This window comes from Leclercia sp. (assembly GCF_036780805.1).
In the GTDB taxonomy this organism is placed as follows: Bacteria; Pseudomonadota; Gammaproteobacteria; order Enterobacterales; family Enterobacteriaceae; genus Enterobacter.
In genome coordinates, this window is sequence record NZ_DAIQCE010000018.1 from 1 (window position 1) to 17,452 (window position 17,452).

Genomic DNA, 17,452 nt, shown 5'->3' on the forward strand with positions numbered 1-17,452 from the left:
CCCCCGAGCGGCGGGCGCGGCGGGCCGCCAGCAGGCTCAGCTCGCGGAACATCTGGCGCTGGGGCGCAGGCTGAATGCAGTCCAGCGCCGCCGTGACGTGATGCACGGCGCGGAACAGGATCTCGTTGCCCGCCGCCTGACGCGCCGACTCCGCCAGCAGGCTGGCGGTGGTGAGGTGCAGCCGGCTGCGCTCGGCGTTATCCAGCAGGGCAAAGGCCGCCTCCTGTACCCGGTCGTGAGTAAAGGCATAGCTCCCGGCGCTGAGGGTGATCAGCTGCGCCGTCACCGCCGGGTGCAGGGCATAGCGGATCTCCGCAACCGACATCGCCACCACCCGGCAGACCATCTCCAGCTCACCGCTGCCGCCGAGGCAGGCGATGCTGCCCAGCAGCAGCTGGGTCTCTTTCGGCATCTCCTCCAGCTGCTGCAGTACCAGCGTGACCACGTTTTCGGTGTAGTGCCGGGTGCGGATAGCGTGCAGATCGTAGTGCCACTTATCCTGATATTTGTTGTGCGTTACCAGCCCGTCGTCGACGATGCGGCGGAAGAACTCATGGACAAACAGCGGGTTGCCGCCGGTTTTTTCGTGGATCAGCCCGGCCAGATCGAGGGTGCTGGCCGAGCGGGTATGGAAGATATCCGCCAGCCAGCGCGACACCGCCTTCACCGACAGCGGCTCCGGGCGCAGTTCGGTGGTATTGCTTGAGGCCAGATGCAGGCTCGCCAGCTGATGATGCAGAGCGCCGTCCGGCAGCGAGCAGGCATCCCGGTGCGCCACCACCATCAGCAGCGGCACGGCGCTGGCGTGGGTCAGCAGGTACTCGAGGATTTGCAGGCTGGCGGGGTCGATCCAGTGGATATCGTCCAGCAGCAGCACCAGCGGGCAGCCCGCGCTGGCGAAGGCTTTCACCAGCGCCAGCACCATATGGCTGAAGCGCGCCCGGGCGTCGATGGAGAAAGTGTCGCTGGCGACGCGCGGCTTGTTCTCCAGCAGCAGCCGCAGCTCCGGCACCAGGCTGACGGCCAGGGATTCGTAGCCCTCCAGCTCGCGCGACAGGCGGATCTTCCACTGGGATACCTCCTCCGCCGACAGCCCCAGCAGATGCAGCACCAGGTTACGAAACGCCGAGGTGAGCGCCGCGTAGGGCAGCGTGGGGGAGAACTGATCCACCTTGCCCACCGCCAGCAGCACGCTGCGGTGTTGCAGGGCCTTCAGCCCCGAGGCGATCAGCGAGGATTTACCGATCCCCGACGGGCCGCTAATCGCCACAAATCCGGCGATGGCATCGCGATTAACCCGCTCAAAGGCGTGGAGCAGATCCGCTGCCTGCGGATGGGCGGTGTAGAGCGTGTCGGTGAGATGAAACGCCGGGGAGCGATCCTGCAAGCCGGGGGTAAAGGCGGCGATCTCCCCGTCATCGCTCAGGGTCGCCTGGCAGCGGCGCAGATCGGCAATCAGGCCATCGACGGTCTGATAGCGGTTCTCCGGTTTTTTCGCCAGCAGCTTGAGGACGATAGTCGAGAGCATGGCAGGCACGCCGGAACAGACCGCGCCGGGCGCGCGGGGTTCGGAGGCGATATGGTAGTGCGCCCACTTGCCCTGATCCTCACCCCCCAGCTCAAACGGCAGGCTGCCGGTAAGCAGCTCGTAAAGCACCACGCCGAGGCTGTAGAGATCGCTGCGGCTATCCACCGCGCGATGGGTGCGGGTGGTGTGCTCCGGCGACATGTAGGCGGGGGTGCCGCCCACCACCGCCAGCCGGGATTGCTGGATCTCTTCCGAGGTGCCGGACGACAGGCCAAAGCCCCCCAGCCGACAGCGGTTGTCATCGTGAATAAAGATGTTGCCGGGCTTGATATCCCCGTGCACCAGGTTGCGCAGATGCATCAGGCGCAGGGGCAGGCTGATGCGGATCGCCAGCTCAAGAAAGCTCTGGATGCAGGCCATCGGCGCGCCAACGATGCGCGTCAGCAGCACAAACGAAAAGGGGGCATAAACCAGTGCAAAGCGCCCGTGGTACTGCGTGCTGGCCACCGGGCGGATGGCCCAGTCGTCGCTCAGGTACTCCCGCAGGGCAAACTCGTTGCGCAGCAGGCGCGTTGCGCTGGCCTCTTCTTCATCGCTCACCCCGGTGGCGATAATAAACGACCCGCCGGAAGTGGGCAGGCGGGCATTCAGCCAGCAGAGGCTCCCCTCCTGCCCTAACGGGGTAAAAATGACGTCTTCTTTAAGCACAAAAGCCCGCCCTTCCGCTAAATTTTCGGGGGCAGGCCAGCGTGCAGGCAGCGATGGGTTGTTCATCCACGTTCCTTCTTTTTCTTAATTAATGGTTCTCGTGGGATCGGTTGTGCAGGTGTTGTCAGGTGGCGAGCGCGCGCTGAATGTGCGCCAGCAGCACATCGACATTAATCGGTTTGCGCAAAAAAACAACAGCGCCATGTTCAACAGCGTAGCGTTGGATGTTTTCATCCGCATGACCGGAGATAAAAATAAGCGGCGGCGGCGAGGGGGCGATAAGGTGCAGTTTGTCGAGCATCTCGAGACCGGTCATCCCCCGCAGGCGGATGTCGGCGATCACCAGCGCCGCGTCTGTCAGCGCGGTGGGGTGGCTGAGAAACCCCTCCGCCGAGTCGAAGGCTTCTGTGGCGTAGCCCTCCGACTGCAGCAGGTTGCTTAACCCGCTGCGAACAGACCGTTCATCATCAATGATGGCTATGCGCTGCGGCATGCTCTCTTTCCTCAAACGAAACGTGATTAACCCTCGCGGCCGTCACCGGGACGGGGTGGAGGCGGTGTACCGCTGATTTTGGGGACGCATTCGTGACGAAACCACGCCATCGTCAGCTGACGGCGGAACAGACGGCGGCCAATCGGGATCAGCTGTTCGCCCACCAGCATGCCAAACAGCCCCAACAGGGCGACAACCGGCGGCGCGGGCGAGTGTACATCAATTGCGGCATAAATCACCCCTGCCAGAATTCCACAGCTCAGTGAAACGACCCAGGCTTTCATGATGACGCTCCTGTGGAGAGGGTGACGGGCGCTTTCTGCGCGGTGTCGTCAGCATGCAGAAAATGGCGGGTGGCCTGCTCACCGGCCAGCATCCCCAGCAGGCCAATCAGCGCCAGCGCGGGCGGGGCCGGAGAACGGACTTTCAGCAGCGCGTACAGCAGGCCGATTAATACGCCTGCCGCGAGGGAAATTAACCCAGTACTCATGGTGGACTCCAGAGAGGTCAGCGGCAGGCCGGATGAGGGCCCAGCCCACCGCTGCAAACTTAGCGAACCGGGGCCGGTACCGGCGCCAGGGTTTCGTGCTCGCTCGTCTGGCGAGACGGGGCTTTGTGCACCATGGTGTAGGCATAATCCACGCCCATGCCGTAGGCACCGGAGTGCTCACGCACGATATCCATCACCGCGTTGTAGGTCTCTTTGTGCGCCCAGTCACGCTGCCACTCCAGCAACACCTGCTGCCAGGTCACCGGGACCACGCCAGCCTGGATCATGCGCTGCATGGCGAAGTCGTGGGCCTCTTTCGAGGTGCCGCCGGAGGCGTCAGCCACCATGTAGATCTCGTAGTCGCCTTCCAGCATGGCGCACAGGGCGAAGGTGTTGTTGCACACTTCGGTCCACAGGCCGGACACCACCACTTTCTTCCTGCCGTTGGCCTTCAGGGCGTCACGCACTTTCTGGTCATCCCAGGAGTTCATGGAGGTGCGCTCAAGAATGTCTTTGCCCGGGAAGACGTCCAGCAGCTCCGGGAAGGTGTTGCCGGAGAAGCTCTGGGTTTCAACGGTGGTGATGATGGTTGGGATGTTGAACACGTTGGCCGCTTTCGCCAGCCCCACCACGTTGTTTTTCAGCACCTGACGGTCGATAGACTGCACGCCAAACGCCATCTGCGGCTGCTGGTCGATGAAGATCATCTGACAGTTATCGGGGGTTAACACTTCGAGTTTTGCGTTAGACATAATGGTATCCAGTGAGGTGAACAGGTGAAATTCATTTGCATCCTATGTCCCTCTGGCCCGGGAAGTAATTATCTCTTCGTATAATTAACCTTTCGTATAGTTATACGCGGGTATAGTTATACTTTGGTATAGCTATCCCTTTGTATAACTGGTTTTTTTAGGTAACCGGTTCCAATAATCCTGACATTTCCCCTCTCAGTCAGGAGCAGTTATGACTTCCTCTGCCAAAGCAGATTTGATTCTGGTAAATGGCCAGTTTCATACCGTCGATCGTGAAAATCCCCTCGCCGAAGCGGTGGCCGTGCGTGACGGCAAATTCCTTGCCGTCGGCACCGTTGCCGAGGTGATGCAGTACCACGACGAGGCCACCAACGTCGTGGATCTCAAAGGCCACACCGCCATCCCCGGCCTCAACGACTCGCACCTGCACCTGATCCGCGGCGGGCTGAACTACAACCTCGAACTGCGCTGGGAGGGGGTGCCGTCGCTTGCGGACGCCCTGCGGATGTTAAAAGAGCAGGCCCTGCGCACCCCGTCACCCCAGTGGGTGCGGGTGGTAGGCGGCTGGAGCGAGTTCCAGTTCGCCGAGCGCCGCATGCCGACCCTGGACGAGATCAACGCCGCCGCGCCGGAGACCCCGGTCTTTATCCTGCACCTGTACGACCGCGCCCTGCTCAACCGCGCGGCGCTGAAGGTGGTGGGCTACACCAAAGACACGCCGAACCCGCCGGGCGGTGAGATCCAGCGCGACGCCAACGGCAACCCGACCGGGATGCTGATCGCCCGTCCGAACGCCATGATCCTCTACGCCACCCTCGCCAAAGGGCCAAAACTGCCGCTGGAGCAGCAGGTGAACTCCACCCGCCAGTTTATGCGCGAGCTGAACCGTCTGGGCTTAACCAGCGCCATCGACGCGGGGGGCGGTTTCCAGAACTACCCGGAAGACTACGAGGTGATCGCCGAGCTGCACGACAAAAAGCAGATGACCATCCGCATCGCCTACAACCTGTTTACCCAGCGCCCCGGCCACGAGCTGGACGATTTCGAGAAGTGGACCGACATGCTCAAGCCGGGCCAGGGGACCGACTTCTTCCGTCATAACGGCGCGGGCGAGATGCTGGTGTTCTCCGCCGCCGACTTCGAAGATTTCCTCGAGCCGCGCCCGGATCTGGCCCCCGGCATGGAGGACGAGCTGGAGCGCGTGGTGCGCCATCTGGTGGAGCATCGCTGGCCGTTCCGTCTGCACGCTACCTACGACGAGTCCATCAGCCGGATGCTGGACGTCTTCGAGAAGGTGAACCGCGAGATCCCGTTCGACGGCCTGCACTGGTTCTTTGACCACGCCGAGACCGTCACCCAGCGCAACATCGACCGCATCAAGGCCCTGGGCGGCGGTATCGCCGTGCAGCACCGCATGGCCTTCCAGGGCGAGTACTTCGCCGAGCGTTACGGGATGGAGGCGGTGCGCCACACCCCGCCGGTCACCCGCATGCTCGAGACCGGCGTGCCGGTAGGACTGGGCACCGACGCCACCCGCGTGGCGAGCTACAACCCGTGGACCGCGCTCTACTGGCTGGTCTCTGGCCGTACCGTCGGCGGAATGCAGATGTACGATCACAGCGCCCGTCTGGATCGCGACACCGCCCTGATGCTCTGGACCCAGGGCAGCGCGTGGTTCTCGAACGAGCAGAGCCAGAAAGGCCAGATCAAAAAGGGCCAGCTCGCGGATCTCGCGGTGCTGAGCAAAGATTTCTTCCGCGTGCCGGAAGAGGAGATCAAGGGCATCGAGTCGGTGCTGACGGTAGTGGACGGCAACATCGTCTACGCCGCAGGCAGCTTTGGCCCGCTGGCCCCGCCTGCCATCCCGGTATTGCCGGAGTGGTCGCCGGTGGTCAAGGTGCCGGGTCATTACCGCGCCGCGCCGCCGCAGGCTGCCCGCGTGGGGATGAGCGCCGTACACCACTGCAGCGGCCCGTGCGGGGTGCACAACCACGCGCACGACTTTGCCCGCACGGCAGAGATGCCGGTGGCCGACGATAACGCCTTCTGGGGAGCGCTGGGCTGCAGCTGCTTCGCGTTCTGATCGTGATGAACTCAACCCAACCTAACCTGCCCCGGATTGACCTGGGGCTGTTCTTCCTGCGGATCGCCGGCAGCCTGCTGCTGTTGTACGTGCATGGCCTGCCGAAGGTGCTGCACTTCAGCGAAGAGCTGACGCGGATCGAAGATCCCTTTGGCTTCGGGCCGTACTTCAGCCTGATCCCGGCGATCGTCGCCGAGGTGATCTGCCCGATCCTGATCCTCTTCGGCGTGGCGACCCGGCTGGCCTGCGTGCCGATCATCGCCGTGCTGCTGGTGGCGATGCTGGTGGTGCATCCGGGCTGGTCGATTGCCGAAGGTCAGTTTGGCTGGCTGCTGCTGATTATCTTTACCACCCTTGCGATCACCGGCCCCGGCGCGTGGCGGGTCCGCTCGCGTGCCACGGAGAGATTCGCATGACCCAGGTAACCGACGCGCACGTGGAGCATCCGCCTGCTCCGACGATGTCCACCTGGCAGCCGCTGCACCAGCGGGTATTCCGCATGCTGTGGATCGCCACGGTGGTGTCCAACGTTGGCTCGTGGATGAGCGACGTGGGGATCAACTGGAGCATGCTGACCCTCAGCGCCGATCCGCTGGATATCGCTCTGGTGCAGGCGGCGAGCAGCCTGCCGATGTTCCTCTTCGCTCTGCCCTCCGGGGTGATGGCGGATATCGTCGATCGGCGTAAATACCTGCTCTTCTCCCAGGTGTGGATGTTTATTGCCGCCGCGGGGCTGGCGATCCTCTCCTTTACCGGGCACGTCACCCCGACGGTGCTGCTGGCCGCGGCCTTTCTGCTGAGCGTCGGCAGCGCCATGAGCTCGCCGCCGTTCCAGGCGGTGGTGCCGGATCTGGTGAGCAAGGCGGAGCTGGGCGCGGCGGTGGCGCTGAACTCGCTGGGGATCAACATCAGTCGCGCCATCGGCCCGGCGCTGGGGGGCTTTTTGCTCTCGCTGGCCGGCCCCTGGATGGTGTTCCTGCTCAACGCCCTGTCGGTGCTGGGCGTGGCCTGGGTGCTGTGGCGCTGGAAGCCTGCGGCCTCGGTGCAGCGCCTGCCGCCGGAGCACTTCTTCTCGGCGGTGCGCGCCGGGGTGCGCTACGTTCACGCCGCACCGGTGCTGCGTAACGTGTTGATCCGCACCGTGGCGTTCTTCGTCTTCGCCAGCGCGGGCTGGGCGCTGCTGCCGCTGGTGGCGCGTCGGGAGCTGGGCCTCGGCCCGGCGGGGTACGGCATCATGCTGGCCTGCATCGGGCTGGGGGCGATTGCCGGGGCGGTGCTGCTGCCGCGTCTGCGCCAGCGCCTGAACGCCGACCGGCTGATGGTGGCGGCGAGCCTGGTCTTTGCCCTCACCATGCTGGCCCTGGCCTTTGTGCGTCACTTCTGGGTGCTGAACCTGTTTGAGTTTTTCACCGGCTTTGCGTGGATCGCGGTGCTCTCGACCCTCAATCTTGGGGCACAGCGCAGCGCCGCACGCTGGGTGAAGGCCCGGGCGCTGGCGGTCTATCTGACGGTGTTTTTCGGTTCGATGACCGCAGGCAGCGCCCTCTGGGGCCAGATTGCCTCCCACGTGAACACCGCCACCTCACTCTGCGTGGCGACGATTGGGATGCTGCTGGCCAGCGCCACGGTGCTACGCTGGAAGCTGGAGAAAGATCCCAACCTGAACCTCGATACCAGCGGCCTGATTGCCGACGACGCGCGGGAGAGCATCCCCAACGAGCGCGGCCCGGTGCTGGTCTCCTGCGAGTATATGATTGATCCTGAAGCGGTAAGCGATTTCCTGCAGGCGGTCCACGAGCTGCGCCGGGTGCGCCGCCGCGCGGGCGCCATCAGCTGGGCGGTATATGAAGATATCGACCAGCCGGGTCTCTGGGTTGAGACCTTCCTGATGGGCTCCTGGGTGGAGCACCTCCGCCTGCAGGAGCGCCACACCATGAATGACCACCTGCTGCAAAGCCGCGTGCTGGCTTTTCATCAGGGCGATGCACCCCCGGCGACCCGCTATCTGGTGGCGCCGGTTTAAAACCTAAAACAACACTTTGAGGAAGAGACTATGGCGACGATTAAAGCGAAAGATGGCACGCAGATTTACTACAAAGACTGGGGTGCGGGTAAACCGGTGCTGTTCAGCCACGGCTGGCCGCTGGATGCCGATATGTGGGACAGCCAGCTTAACTATTTGGCCGAGCGCGGTTTTCGCGCTATCGCCTTCGACCGCCGCGGCTTTGGCCGTTCGGATCAGCCGTGGAATGGCTATGACTACGACACCTTTGCCTCGGACATCAACGACCTGATCGCCGCGCTGGATCTGCGCGACGTGACGCTGGTGGGCTTCTCGATGGGCGGCGGCGACGTGAGCCGTTATATTGGCACCTACGGTACCGATCGCGTGGCCGGTCTGGCGCTGCTGGGTGCGGTAACGCCGATCTTTGGCAAATCCGACTCTTACCCGCAGGGCGTGGATCAGTCCGTCTTCTCCGGTATTCGCGACGGGCTGCTGAAAGATCGCGCCCAGTTCATCAGCGATTTCGCTACTCCGTTCTACGGCATCAACGCCGGGCAGACGGTGTCCGAAGGCGCGCTGACCCAGACCCTGAACATCGCCCTGCTGGCGTCGCTGAAAGGGACTATCGACTGCGTGACCGCCTTTGCCGAAACCGACTTCCGCCAGGATATGGCGAAAGTCGACGTCCCGACGCTGGTGATCCACGGCAGCAACGACCAGATCGTGCCGTTCGACACCACCGGTAAAGTGGCGGCAGAGCTGATTAGCCATGCGGAACTGAAGGTGTATGACAATGCACCGCACGGCTTTGCGCTAACGCATCAGGACCAGCTGAACGAAGACCTGCTGGCCTTTGTGAAGTCGCTGTAAGGCGTTGCCCGGGGAGCGTGGCTCCCCGGTTATTCTTTTTTCCTGTCGCGTTCACACTCGTCGTTGCCGACAATACTTTTCTTCTCCTTCTCCCCTTACACTCAACTCCCTGAATACATTGCCCGGAAAGTGAAATGAACAGCACTGTCTTTGACGCATTCCGTTGCCTTAATCTGCTGGCGACAGGGAGTCGTGCTTTTGGTATTCGTGAGATTGGCCGTGAGATGGGGCTGGATCCGGCGAAAGTCTCCCGTCTGATGCAAACGCTACTGGCGCTGGAGATGGTGCAGCAGGACGCCAGGCGCAAGTACAGCCTGGGGATGGGCATCCATCGCCTCTCGGCGAACGCGATCCATAATTCGGCGTTTTATACCGCCGTGCTGGAGATGCTGGAGGAGACCGGCAGCCACTCGGTGTCGATTGTTGTGGGGGTATTAAGCGGCAAAAACGTGGTGTATCTCATTCATACCCGCGGCGGCAAAAGCATCGCCAGAGCCATCGGAAACTACGAATCTTTTCCGGTGCATGACTCGGTGATTGGCATCAAACTGCTGTCGGCCATGAGTGACGAAGAGATCGTGGCTCGCCTCGGCGTACACGATTATCAGCTGCTCAAACGCGATATCGAAGAGGCCCGGCGCCATCAGGTGTTTGGTAAAACCTTTAACGAAACGGATTACCGGATGGCCTGCATTATTCCGGGCATGCAGGCCGCCATCGCCCTGTCGAACATCCAGGGCGATAAGCTGGACATCGACAAACTACGCCATTTTCTGATCTCTGCCGCGCGCAAAATTAGCGGCTCCGCGCTCCCGCCCCTCTAGCAGCTGCGCGCAGCGCTCCGCCGTGGTGGCGACCGGCTGCCCGGGGCGATAGAGCGCACTGCCGATCCCCACGCTGTCGTAGTAGCGCAAATAATCGGCGGCGTTATTGACGTCCACGCCCCCCACCGCCGAAAAGCGCACCGGCGCGGACAGCGGGCCCTTGATCAGTTGCGGATAGTTTTCCGGCAGGGCGCTGGCCGGGAAAATCTTCAGCACGTCGGCCCCCGCCTCGCAGGCGCTGAAAATCTCGCTGGGCGTCATTACCCCTGCGCACACCCCCAGTCCCTGGCGTTTTGCCGCGTGGATCACCCGCAGATCGAGGTTGGGGGTGAGGATAAATTGCCCCCCGGCGGCGGCGCAGAGATCGACATGCTCTGGCATTAACACCGTGCCTGCGCCCACCGTCACCCCCTCGCCAAAGGCATCACGCAGCCGTTGCAGGCTGATGATCCACTCCGGTGAGTTGGTGGTGATCTCGACCGTGGTGATGCCATGATCGCGCAGGCAGGCCACCTGCTCCACGCAATCGGCAGGGGTGATGCCACGTAAAATCGCGATAATCCCGGCGCTAGCCATCATGTCGGAATACCTCATTGAGCCCGGCAATCAGCGCGGTTTCCGCCTCCAGGGTGGAACAGGGCAACCCGATGTGCTCGCAGGCCTGCTGGTAGAGGGGAAGCAAGGCGCGGCTGCCGATAAAACAGACGCGCGCATTTCCCGGGTGACCGCGCAGGATCTCGTGTCCAATCAGCAGGCCGGAGAGCCAGCTGGCGGCGCTGGCCGGGTCGAGATCCCCCAGAATGTACCGCCCGCGACAGCGGAACAGCTCGCTCACCAGCTCGCCCTGCCCGGCCTCGATCGATTGCGCCACGGCAACGCCCTCGCTGAAGGCGCTGGCGGAGGTCACCTGAGGGGGGAGCCCTTTACCCACCACCGAATGATTTAACACCAGGTGATAGAGCTCGCCGGTCATCAGGGTGCGCAGGCCCGTCACGCGCTGCTGCTGGCGGCCAATGGTCATCCATTTGCTGTGGGTGCCCACGGCGGCAAAGGTGCAGGCATCCGTCAGGGCAATGGCCCCGGCTAGCTGCATCTCTTCGCCACGGCAGACTTCGTTAGCCAGCGGATCGCAGATACCGGGTCGCAAGGTCAGCGGGTTGCTAAGGATGCCGGGCAATTCGCGGCCCTTACCCAGCAGGTCACGGAAGCTCAGCGGCAACGCCATGTAGCCCGCATCGGCAATACCAATATTGCTGCCAATCATGCCGCACAGCAACACGGGGAGGTGCGGGTCCCAGGCATCTTCCAGCCGCAGCAGCTGCTTACGCAGGATCGACGGCAATTCAGCGCGCTCGCAGGTCGCCACGCCGCAGGTGTCCTGCACGGTGCGGATCACCTGGCCGTCACGCACGCCGATCGCCCGAAAATTGCTGGTACCCCAGTCAACGGCAATGTAATTCATATCCGCGATCCAAACACCGCCAGCGGCAGCGCGTCGGTGAGATCCTGCAACTCGTCGCGGGTGACCGCGTCCAGCCGTTTGGCCGGTTCGCGCACCACGTCGGTGGTGAAGATCCCCGCCCGGTGCAGCACGGTTTTGTGGATCGCCACGCCGATACCCGGCTGCACGCCATAGCGCAGGAAGGGAAGATAGCGATAAAAGAGCGACTGCGCTTCCCGCGGGTTATGCTGCCAGGCCTGCAAAATCATGTTGATGACGTCCGGGAATTCGCAGGCGGGCATGGTGCCGATCACGCCGCGACGGAGCTCTTCGTAGAGAAAACCGGCATTCAGGCCGCCGAACAGCCCGACGCTGTCGCCCAGCGCCTGCTTCAGGGCGGTGATTTTCAGCGTGGTGGGCGGTTGCTCCACTTTGATGTACTTAATAGCCGGAAACGACTGGCACAGCGTGACCAGCGTGGCCACCGGGATGTTGACCCCGGTCATCAGCGGCGCGTCCTGAATCATGATGTCGATATCGCAGGCCGCGCAGATATCCCGGTAAAAATTGACGATCTCCTCCGGGCCGGGTTTCACCACAGACGGCGGATTGACCATCGCCACCTGAGCCCCCCAGCGCTGTATCCGGGCGATATCTTCTATCGCCACCGCAGAGGCGGCCCCCCCGGCGGCGGCCACCAGCGGCAGATCGCCGGTGAGGTTTTTCACGCAGGCGAACAGCGCCTCTTTTTCGCCCAGGGTCAGGGCATAGCCTTCAGAGGCATTGCCGAACAGCGCCAGGCCATCGATGCCCTGTTGCAGAAGGAATTTCACCAGCCGCTCAATCGAGGCGAAATCCACTTCGCCCGCTGCATCAAACGCGGTGGCCAGAATCGGTACGTTGCCTTTTAACATGTTGCCTCCATGACGGCGTCTTCATTGATTTCAATACCCAGCCCCGGCCCCTGCGGCAGCTGGTACGCCCCCTGCTGGCAGATGAGCGGCGTGGTGAGAAGTTGGTTAGCAATCTCAAAGACCGGAGGCTGATACTCCAGCATGTAGAGATTGGGGATGGCGGCGGCGACGTGCAGCGACGCGGCGATACAGGGCGCAAGACCGACGCTGAGATGCGGGGCGACCTTCAGGTTCCAGGTCTCCGCCAGTGAGGCGATATGCATCAGCTCGCTGATGCCAGTGCGGCCCACGTCCGGCTGCAGAATGTCCGCCGCCCGCTGCTCGATAAAGGGTTTGAACTGGTAGCGGGTGCGCTCGGTTTCGCCCAACGCAATCGCCACCGGGCTTTTGGCCCGCAGCTCACGGTGCCCTGCCACGTCTTCCGGCAACAGCGGCGCTTCGAGAAAACCGACGCCGTATTCGCGCAACGCCGTCGCCAGCTCGGCGGCTTCTGCCACGCTGTAATTCCAGTGGGCATCGAGGAAGATTTGCGCCTCTTCGCCCAGGGTTTCACGTATGGCCTTCACGTTGGCAATGTCTTCCCGCACGCCATAGCCCAGCGCCAGCTTGACGGCATTAAAGCCCTTCTCCTGCCAGCGTTTCGCCAGCTGACAGCGGGCGGGCAGATCCGGCTCGGGCAGCCCGGAAACATAACAGGGGATCGTCTGGCGATAAGCGCCGCCCAGCAGTTGCCACACCGGCTGGCCCAGCAGCTTGCCTTTGAGATCCCACAGGGCGATATCCACGGCGGCAAGGGCATCGATATGGTAGCCGGTGATATGGCCGCGATCGCGCATGGCATCGTACATGCGGGCGTTCAGCACCCCGCTTGAAAAAGGCGATTGCCCGATCAGCAGCGGTGCGAAGAGCTGGGTGATGAGCTCCGCAATGACCTGCGGAACCACCGGGGCCAGCGCTTCACCCCAGCCTACGCAGCCGTCGTCGGTGGTAATTTTGACCAGGCAGGTCTCCATTTTGCGCGAGTAGACGCAGCGGTACTCCGGGCGATAGTAGTAATCGCTGTCATGCCCCTCGACGCTTCCCCCGAGATAGGCCTGCTTTGGGGTGATCTTCAGCGGAAAGCATTCAACGTGACGTATTTTCATAACAACTCCGGGAACGGTTAATCCAGCACCTTGCCGGCGGTCTCTTTGGCCAGCCACACGGCAATGAATGAGATAAGCGCGGTGATCATCACGTACCACGCCGGGGAAAGCGGATCGCCGGTTAGCGAGATCAGGCTGGCGGATGCCAGCGGCGTGACGCCGCCGAAAATCGCCACGGTCAGGTTGTAGGCGATGGCGATGCTGCCGTAGCGAATGGCGGTCGGGAACAGTTCAACCATCGCCGCGCCGCAGCCGCCGTTAAACATGGCGACAAAGATGCCCAGCATGCTCATGGCCGCGATGGAGGACCCTACCGATCCCTGGCTCATCACCAGCATGGCCGGGTAAGTGAGCAGGATGAAGCCCCCGCAGCCCATCAGCATCAGCGGGCGGCGTCCCCAGATATCGGAGAGATAGCCGGTGAGCGGCATACAGACCGCGACGCTCAGTAATCCGAGCGTGGTAATGAGATAGGCGTCGGTTTTGCTGTAGTGCAAATGGGTCGAGAGATAGCCCGGCATAAAGGACTGCAGCACCCAGCTGCTGACCGCTTTGACCACCACGAAGCCGGTGCAGAACAACAAGGCGCGTGAAGAGGTGGAGAGCGATTTGCGCAGGGGCGCTTTCTCCAGCTTGCCGGTCTGTTTCAGCTTTTTAAATTCGCTGGAGTCTTCCATATTTCGGCGCATATATAGCCCGCCTAACCCCAGTGGGGCCGCCAGCAGGAACGGAATGCGCCAGCCCCAGTCGTTCATGGCGCTTTCGCCGAGCGTGTGGGTGAGAAACAGCACCAGCCCGGAGCCACAGACGAAGGCCATAAAACTGAAGTTTTCACTCCAGCAGGTGAGCGTGGCGCGCCGGTTGGGTTTGGCGCTTTCGGCCAGATAGGTAATGACGCCTGAGCTTTCACCGCCAGCGGCAAAGCCCTGCACCAGACGGGTAATCACCAACAGCACCGGGGCGAGTATCCCTACCTGGTGCCAGGTCGGCAAAATGCCCATCACGAAGGTGGAGCAGGAGGTGATGACGATGACGGTCACCAGCACCTTGCGCCGCCCTAACCGATCGCCCATCGAGCCAAAGAAGAGCCCGCCCAGCGGACGCATCAGAAAGCCAGAGCCGAAGACCGCGAAGGATTTCAGCAGCCCGATGACCGGATCGCCGCTGGCGAAGAAGTTGGTGGCGATAATCGCCGCCAGAGTGCCGTACAGCCCGAAATCAAACCACTCGATAAAATGCCCGATGCCCGCCGAGAGCATCATTTTGGTTCTGCTTTGGGCGGGCGCTTGCTGCCCGGCTGGGGCGTAATCACCTGCGAATTCAGAGTCGGTATTAGCCATATAACCTCCTGTGGTCAGGAAAGGTGTCAACAAATGTGACGTGATTGTTATAAAGCTGAGTGTAAGGAATCCGCAGAGGCTGACGAGCGCAGGATCGGGATGCGTGAGGGGAATCAAAGAAGCGTTGAGAGAAATGTTTCACATAGTGAAACAGCGGTTAAAACACTGACGCCTGCTGAGCAGGCGTCAGGCTTTTTTTAGTTTGCCGTCGCCGGGCGATCCAGCCGCTCCTCATCGTGTTCATCCACCGTGCCACTCTGGCGCTCCGCCAGCAGCCGACAAATCTCCGCATGCTTCTCCTCGGTGAAGGTAAAGCGCGACATCACCCCGAGGCGGATCAGCGAGCCTATCGCCGGCAACAGGCAGATGCCGAAGAACAGCCCCGACAGCACGCTGTCGCTCTGGGTTTGCGCCTGCGGCACATAGTCAATCAGGGTCAAAAACACGCCAATTAACCCGCCCCCCACTGCCACCGACATCTTGCCGGTAAAGGTCTGCCCGGAGAAGGTAATGGCCGCGCAGCGCTTGTGGGTGTGATACTCGGCATACTCAATGGTGTCGGCAATCATCGACGAGGTGAGGATGTTGGTCATCATCACGAACAGGGTGCTAAGGCCGAGCAGGATAAACAGCAGCGCCGTGTGCTGATAGCCGACAAACCACATCACCACGCGCACCGCGATATCCAGCCCGCACAGGATCATAAACAGCTTTCGCTTCTGCATCCGGCGCGTCAGCATCGGGGCAATCAGACACACCACCGCCGCCACAATCCCCATAATGCCAATCGCCATCTGCAGGCCGCCATCGCCCATGTTGTAGATAAAGAAGTAGATGTAGATGCCGCCCGCGACGTTATGAAACACGCAGAAAAAGAACGAGATCAGGATGACAAACAGCGGCTTGTTCTGACGCAGGTTGTGGAAGGTATCGCGCATCGTCACCTTTTCCGGGCTTGGCGGCACGCGCTCCTTGATCTGCATAAAGCCGTTGAGCATCAGCGGCAGGCCGACCAGCATCATCACCAGGGCCGCCATAAAGTAGCCTTTGTCGTTGCTGTGCTGGGCGAAGAAGGCCGCCAGCTTCGGAAAGAAGATGTTGGCGCAGGCAATCCCGGCGTTCACCCCCAGCATCGCCGCCGTCACCGCGCGGGTGCGCTGGCCGGAGTCGTTGGTCATCACCGAGGACATCGACCAGAACGGGATATCCGAGATGGCATACAGCGTTCCCCACAGAATGTACGTCACTCCGGCGTAGAGGATTTTGGTGGTCATGTCCGCTTCGATTTTATAGAACGACAGCAGAGTGACGCCGGTGATCAGCAGCGGGGCGATCAGCATAAAGTGACGAAACTTGCCGAAACGGCTGTTAATGGTGTCCATAATGCTGGCAAACAGCGGATCGTGAACCGCGTCCCATGCCCGGGCAATCAGAAAGATGGTGCTCGCCGCCAGGGCGGAGATCCCCAGCACGTCGGTGTAAAAATAGTTAATAAACGAACCCACTAAACCAAAGCTAAAACACTGACCTAAACCATAGCCAAAGTAAGACCACAACTCGCGAGACGGTATTTTCATTGTCATTGCCATAGTGCGTACCTGGTTGCCCGGCGGCTGACCGCCGGGTCGTTATTATTAGCCCTGCACGGTCAGGGCAATTTTACGAAGCTTTTGCAGCAGCGCGATTTCAGTGCGTGAGAACGGAATGCCGTTCTCCTCGAACACATCGTGGAACCACAGACGGCAGTAGTCGGCGGACTCTTTCATCACCACCGGCCACGGCAGCCAGGTCTGGGTTTTACCGCGCACCAGCCCCCACTGATAGGGTGCGACTTTCGCCATATACATCAGCGGCAGCTGCTCTTCGATGGTGCCGCCCACGTGGCGCGCCAGCCATTCGGTACAGAAGATCGGGCGGCCCAGCGTCTGCAGCTGCTGGATAATCGCCGTCATGCGGCCAGTGTTGGTGTAGGCGTGGTAGCTCACCACGTCTGACAGTTCCAGCGCGGTTTGATCCAGCGGGTGCTGATAAAAGGTCTCGCCCTCCTCTTCCGCAGGCAGACGCCACGCGCAGACCGTGAGCGGTTGGACAGGGTCCTCGTCACGCGCCCACTGGAAGGCCAGCTTCATCAGATCATGCGCGAAGGCCTCCAGTTTTGCGTCGTACAGCACCTCTTCGGTCCCGGTAGCAAAAATCCCGCGGTTGCCCGGCTCGTTGTAGAGATCCCACAGCAGCACGCGGCTATCGTCGCGGAACTGGCGGATAACATCGCGGATATAGCACTCAATCTGCGGCCAGCAGGCTGGATCGCAAACCTTGTCGCGCCCCGGACTTGCGGCCGCCTGACTGTTATGTTTCCCCGCCACGGGCGATTTTTGCGGCCCGAGATAGGGTTCATCCCCGGAAAAGCCGCAGTCGTCCATTAACGTCAGCATGGTGCTGAAGCCGTGCCTGTCGGCGATGGTCAGGAAGCGATCGATGCGCGCCATCAGGCCATCGCGGTCGTGCTCCCAGACGATAAACGGCAGGTTAATGCGCAGCGTGTTATACCCTGCATCCGCCGCCCAGCCCAGCTCGCGGTCGATGGTACTGGCATCGAAGGTCTCTTTCTGCCAGATATCGGTCCAGTTCACCGCCGTTGACGGCAAATAGTTAAACCCGCACAGCCAGCCCTGCTGCTGATACCACGCCTGCGCCTGCGGCTTGCTCCATTGCTCTTTCATCGTTGTTCCTCTTACTGATAATGTTTAGCTAATAAATATTAGCCGCAGCGGGAATGCGCAAATTGAGATGTGCAGAAAAGCGACCGCACTCACAAAGATCGCGCCTGCCCGAAGAAGAAACGTGATCGGCGGCGCT

At 61.7% G+C, this 17,452-nt stretch carries 17 protein-coding genes; 5 read left to right on the forward strand and 12 right to left on the reverse strand.

The window, feature by feature from the left end:
* From V7Q49_RS22310 to V7Q49_RS22330, 5 genes are all read right to left on the reverse strand, one after another.
* Window positions 1-2,302 (reverse strand): ATP-binding protein (locus V7Q49_RS22310; RefSeq protein ID WP_333855316.1); only part of this gene is annotated, 2,302 nt, incomplete at its 3' end.
* A gap of 58 nt (window positions 2,303-2,360) precedes the next feature.
* A complete protein-coding gene (locus V7Q49_RS22315; protein WP_333855318.1) occupies window positions 2,361-2,729 on the reverse strand; it encodes a response regulator in 369 nt (122 codons plus the stop codon).
* A 26-nt stretch (window positions 2,730-2,755) separates the two neighbouring features.
* Entirely contained in the window at window positions 2,756-3,013 is a 258-nt protein-coding gene (locus tag V7Q49_RS22320) for a DUF1427 family protein (RefSeq protein WP_333855320.1), read from the reverse strand.
* Window positions 3,010-3,219: a DUF1427 family protein gene (locus V7Q49_RS22325; RefSeq protein WP_032616311.1), complete on the reverse strand. Its 210-nt coding sequence runs from the start codon at window positions 3,217-3,219 to the stop codon at window positions 3,010-3,012. Before V7Q49_RS22325 ends, V7Q49_RS22320 begins: the two co-directional genes overlap by 4 nt.
* A 59-nt stretch (window positions 3,220-3,278) precedes the next feature.
* Window positions 3,279-3,971 (reverse strand): hydrolase, encoded by a 693-nt coding sequence (locus V7Q49_RS22330; protein ID WP_333855322.1) that lies wholly within the window; start codon window positions 3,969-3,971, stop codon window positions 3,279-3,281.
* Between the two features lie 211 nt (window positions 3,972-4,182).
* On the opposite strand from V7Q49_RS22330, the gene V7Q49_RS22335 reads away from it, so the two are divergent.
* The 5 genes from V7Q49_RS22335 (at window position 4,183) to V7Q49_RS22355 (ending at window position 9,753) form a co-directional block, all read left to right on the forward strand.
* Entirely contained in the window at window positions 4,183-6,054 is a 1,872-nt protein-coding gene (locus tag V7Q49_RS22335; RefSeq protein ID WP_333855324.1) for an amidohydrolase, read from the forward strand.
* Between the two features lie 5 nt (window positions 6,055-6,059).
* Window positions 6,060-6,470: a DoxX family protein gene (locus V7Q49_RS22340; RefSeq protein WP_333855402.1), complete on the forward strand. Its 411-nt coding sequence runs from the start codon at window positions 6,060-6,062 to the stop codon at window positions 6,468-6,470.
* Window positions 6,467-8,077: an MFS transporter gene (locus V7Q49_RS22345; protein ID WP_333855326.1), complete on the forward strand. Its 1,611-nt coding sequence runs from the start codon at window positions 6,467-6,469 to the stop codon at window positions 8,075-8,077. The genes V7Q49_RS22340 and V7Q49_RS22345 overlap by 4 nt, the downstream gene beginning before the upstream one ends.
* 30 nt (window positions 8,078-8,107) lie before the next feature.
* Window positions 8,108-8,929: an alpha/beta fold hydrolase gene (locus V7Q49_RS22350; RefSeq protein ID WP_333855328.1), complete on the forward strand. Its 822-nt coding sequence runs from the start codon at window positions 8,108-8,110 to the stop codon at window positions 8,927-8,929.
* Window positions 8,930-9,063: 134 nt separating this feature from the next.
* Window positions 9,064-9,753, forward strand: coding sequence for a helix-turn-helix domain-containing protein (locus V7Q49_RS22355; RefSeq protein ID WP_333855329.1), 690 nt, complete (start codon window positions 9,064-9,066; stop codon window positions 9,751-9,753).
* On the opposite strand, the gene V7Q49_RS22360 is transcribed toward V7Q49_RS22355, so the two are convergent.
* The 7 genes from V7Q49_RS22360 to V7Q49_RS22390 all read right to left on the reverse strand — a co-directional run bounded on the left by V7Q49_RS22360 (window position 9,691) and on the right by V7Q49_RS22390 (window position 17,316).
* A complete protein-coding gene (locus V7Q49_RS22360; RefSeq protein ID WP_333855332.1) occupies window positions 9,691-10,332 on the reverse strand; it encodes a 2-dehydro-3-deoxyphosphogluconate aldolase in 642 nt (213 codons plus the stop codon). The genes V7Q49_RS22355 and V7Q49_RS22360 overlap by 63 nt on opposite strands.
* Complete coding sequence (locus tag V7Q49_RS22365; protein ID WP_333855334.1) at window positions 10,322-11,215, reverse strand: 2-dehydro-3-deoxygalactonokinase; 894 nt, start codon at window positions 11,213-11,215, stop codon at window positions 10,322-10,324. Before V7Q49_RS22365 ends, V7Q49_RS22360 begins: the two co-directional genes overlap by 11 nt.
* Complete coding sequence (locus tag V7Q49_RS22370) at window positions 11,212-12,108, reverse strand: dihydrodipicolinate synthase family protein (RefSeq protein WP_333855336.1); 897 nt, start codon at window positions 12,106-12,108, stop codon at window positions 11,212-11,214. The genes V7Q49_RS22365 and V7Q49_RS22370 overlap by 4 nt, the downstream gene beginning before the upstream one ends.
* Window positions 12,102-13,253 (reverse strand): mandelate racemase/muconate lactonizing enzyme family protein, encoded by a 1,152-nt coding sequence (locus V7Q49_RS22375; RefSeq protein ID WP_333855338.1) that lies wholly within the window; start codon window positions 13,251-13,253, stop codon window positions 12,102-12,104. Before V7Q49_RS22375 ends, V7Q49_RS22370 begins: the two co-directional genes overlap by 7 nt.
* A 17-nt stretch (window positions 13,254-13,270) precedes the next feature.
* The gene (locus V7Q49_RS22380) at window positions 13,271-14,512 is read right to left on the reverse strand and encodes an MFS transporter (RefSeq protein WP_442913094.1); all 1,242 of its coding nucleotides are present in this window, start codon (window positions 14,510-14,512) and stop codon (window positions 13,271-13,273) included.
* Window positions 14,513-14,790: 278 nt separating this feature from the next.
* Window positions 14,791-16,182 (reverse strand): MFS transporter, encoded by a 1,392-nt coding sequence (locus V7Q49_RS22385; protein ID WP_333855340.1) that lies wholly within the window; start codon window positions 16,180-16,182, stop codon window positions 14,791-14,793.
* 45 nt (window positions 16,183-16,227) lie between these two features.
* Window positions 16,228-17,316 (reverse strand): cellulase family glycosylhydrolase, encoded by a 1,089-nt coding sequence (locus V7Q49_RS22390; RefSeq protein WP_333855342.1) that lies wholly within the window; start codon window positions 17,314-17,316, stop codon window positions 16,228-16,230.
* Between the last annotated feature and the right edge of the window lie 136 nt (window positions 17,317-17,452).

Coding starts and splice junctions, on each gene's coding strand:
- V7Q49_RS22315 (WP_333855318.1), bottom strand. CDS start 2,729: ATGCCGCAGCGCATAGCCATCATTGATGATGAACGGTCTGTTCGCAGC.
- V7Q49_RS22320 (WP_333855320.1), bottom strand. CDS start 3,013: ATGAAAGCCTGGGTCGTTTCACTGAGCTGTGGAATTCTGGCAGGGGTG.
- V7Q49_RS22325 (WP_032616311.1), bottom strand. CDS start 3,219: ATGAGTACTGGGTTAATTTCCCTCGCGGCAGGCGTATTAATCGGCCTG.
- V7Q49_RS22330 (WP_333855322.1), bottom strand. CDS start 3,971: ATGTCTAACGCAAAACTCGAAGTGTTAACCCCCGATAACTGTCAGATG.
- V7Q49_RS22335 (WP_333855324.1), top strand. CDS start 4,183: ATGACTTCCTCTGCCAAAGCAGATTTGATTCTGGTAAATGGCCAGTTT.
- V7Q49_RS22340 (WP_333855402.1), top strand. CDS start 6,060: ATGAACTCAACCCAACCTAACCTGCCCCGGATTGACCTGGGGCTGTTC.
- V7Q49_RS22345 (WP_333855326.1), top strand. CDS start 6,467: ATGACCCAGGTAACCGACGCGCACGTGGAGCATCCGCCTGCTCCGACG.
- V7Q49_RS22350 (WP_333855328.1), top strand. CDS start 8,108: ATGGCGACGATTAAAGCGAAAGATGGCACGCAGATTTACTACAAAGAC.
- V7Q49_RS22355 (WP_333855329.1), top strand. CDS start 9,064: ATGAACAGCACTGTCTTTGACGCATTCCGTTGCCTTAATCTGCTGGCG.
- V7Q49_RS22360 (WP_333855332.1), bottom strand. CDS start 10,332: ATGATGGCTAGCGCCGGGATTATCGCGATTTTACGTGGCATCACCCCT.
- V7Q49_RS22365 (WP_333855334.1), bottom strand. CDS start 11,215: ATGAATTACATTGCCGTTGACTGGGGTACCAGCAATTTTCGGGCGATC.
- V7Q49_RS22370 (WP_333855336.1), bottom strand. CDS start 12,108: ATGTTAAAAGGCAACGTACCGATTCTGGCCACCGCGTTTGATGCAGCG.
- V7Q49_RS22375 (WP_333855338.1), bottom strand. CDS start 13,253: ATGAAAATACGTCACGTTGAATGCTTTCCGCTGAAGATCACCCCAAAG.
- V7Q49_RS22380 (WP_442913094.1), bottom strand. CDS start 14,512: ATGCTCTCGGCGGGCATCGGGCATTTTATCGAGTGGTTTGATTTCGGG.
- V7Q49_RS22385 (WP_333855340.1), bottom strand. CDS start 16,182: ATGGCAATGACAATGAAAATACCGTCTCGCGAGTTGTGGTCTTACTTT.
- V7Q49_RS22390 (WP_333855342.1), bottom strand. CDS start 17,316: ATGAAAGAGCAATGGAGCAAGCCGCAGGCGCAGGCGTGGTATCAGCAG.